This is a genomic window from Chloroflexota bacterium (assembly GCA_016197225.1).
Lineage (GTDB): Bacteria > Chloroflexota > Anaerolineae > Anaerolineales > VGOW01 > VGOW01.
In genome coordinates this window covers 1-1,375 of sequence record JACPWC010000036.1, presented here as the reverse complement: position 1 = coordinate 1,375, position 1,375 = coordinate 1, and the positions used below count along the sequence as shown (strand labels likewise).

Annotated in this window: 1 protein-coding gene; it reads left to right on the top strand. The window is 59.3% G+C overall.

Translation table 11 applies throughout. The features are described 5' to 3' along the window. Positions 1–280 precede the first annotated feature (280 nt). The gene (locus HYZ49_06695) at positions 281–961 is read left to right on the top strand and encodes a histidine phosphatase family protein (protein MBI3241965.1); all 681 of its coding nucleotides are present in this window, start codon (positions 281–283) and stop codon (positions 959–961) included. Positions 962–1,375: the final 414 nt, after the last annotated feature.

Below are 1,375 nucleotides of genomic sequence, written 5' to 3'. Positions count from 1 at the left end.
TGCCCTTCGGCTAACACCGGGTTGCCGGCTTCGTTCGCTACGCTCACTACGCCCAACCCTTGCCTGGTCACGGCATTTGCTGAGGGGCAAAGGCGCAAATGCCGCGCCCAGGCTGCGGGTTCGGCAACCCGAAACGTTAGGCGAAAGACAATCAAAGATCAGAGCGCGGCCATCCCTGGCCGCACAAGACTAAGTTGGGCCGCAGCTTTTGTCCGCCGACGCACAGGTGCCAGTTTTGCTATACGCTGCGCCGCGTATTCTTGCCCGGAGAGACCACCGTATGCACTTCACACTGGTTCGCCATGGCGAATGCCTGGGACAAACTGACCCACAGTTCTACACGGACCCCGATAGCGCTTTATCGCCCCGTGGTATCGCGCAAGCGAGAGCGACCGCGCACCAACTCTCCACTGAAAAGGTCACTCACGTAATCAGCAGTCCACTCCTCCGTGCGCTGGCGACTGCTGACGCCATTGCAGCAAAGTGCGCTATCCCACAGATCCAAGTCTGGCCGGAGTTGCGCGAGGGTTTTAGCGGGTGCCATCGTGGTTTACCACGAAACCAACTCCAAGCGCAGTTTCCCCGTGCGGCGCTTGCCGCAACGATCACCGAGGCTGGCTGGAGCCATGGCGATCCGGATTACGACGCCTTCTGGCTGCGTTGCCAGGAGACCGTCAATCGCGTGCGTCAACAGTTTACGCATCAGGATCATGTCGTATTCGTGACCCACGGTGGCTGTGGGAACTACCTCTTGCATATCCTGCTCGGTATCGATCGCCGCACGCCGCTATGGTTCGAACTGGAGAACGGATCAATTACCCGAGCGCGTCTCATCCCTGATCCCCAGGCGGAGCGTCCGGATTGGCCGCTCTATCCACCGGTGCCGGTCGAGATCACAAGCGTCAACGACATTGCACATCTTACGTGGGCACCGCCATCTCAAGCCGGTGGAGAGCCGTGATATCCACCGCGACGAGCGTGGCTGCGGGCCAACAAGTGAATGAAACAGACCTTGCTCGCGGTACTGGTTGCTGCTGTTTATTCACGGTGCGTTAGAGAGGTGATCCAGAATCACCGGGTTTGCCGTCCGGGCAAACCCGGTTAGATTGTCCATCGCCTAACACCGGGTTGCCGGCTTCGTTCGCTTCGCTCACTTCGCCCAACCCTCGCCTGGTCACGGCATTTGCTGAGGGGCAAAGGCGCAAAGGCCGCGCCCAGGACTTCGGGTTCGGCAACCCGGGGACGTTAGCTGCAATGGGCAAAAGACACCAGCATATCTTCCACCTTTGCCGGGAGATTTGTCGATGACCGTTGGATGGAACATGTTGGCGTCGATAGCCGCGCCGATTATTGCCCTATTTGTCGGCGTATGGCT

What these genes read in the sequence shown, in the direction of transcription:
- HYZ49_06695 (MBI3241965.1), top strand. Translation starts at nt 281, where the DNA reads ATGCACTTCACACTGGTTCGCCATGGCGAATGCCTGGGACAAACTGAC.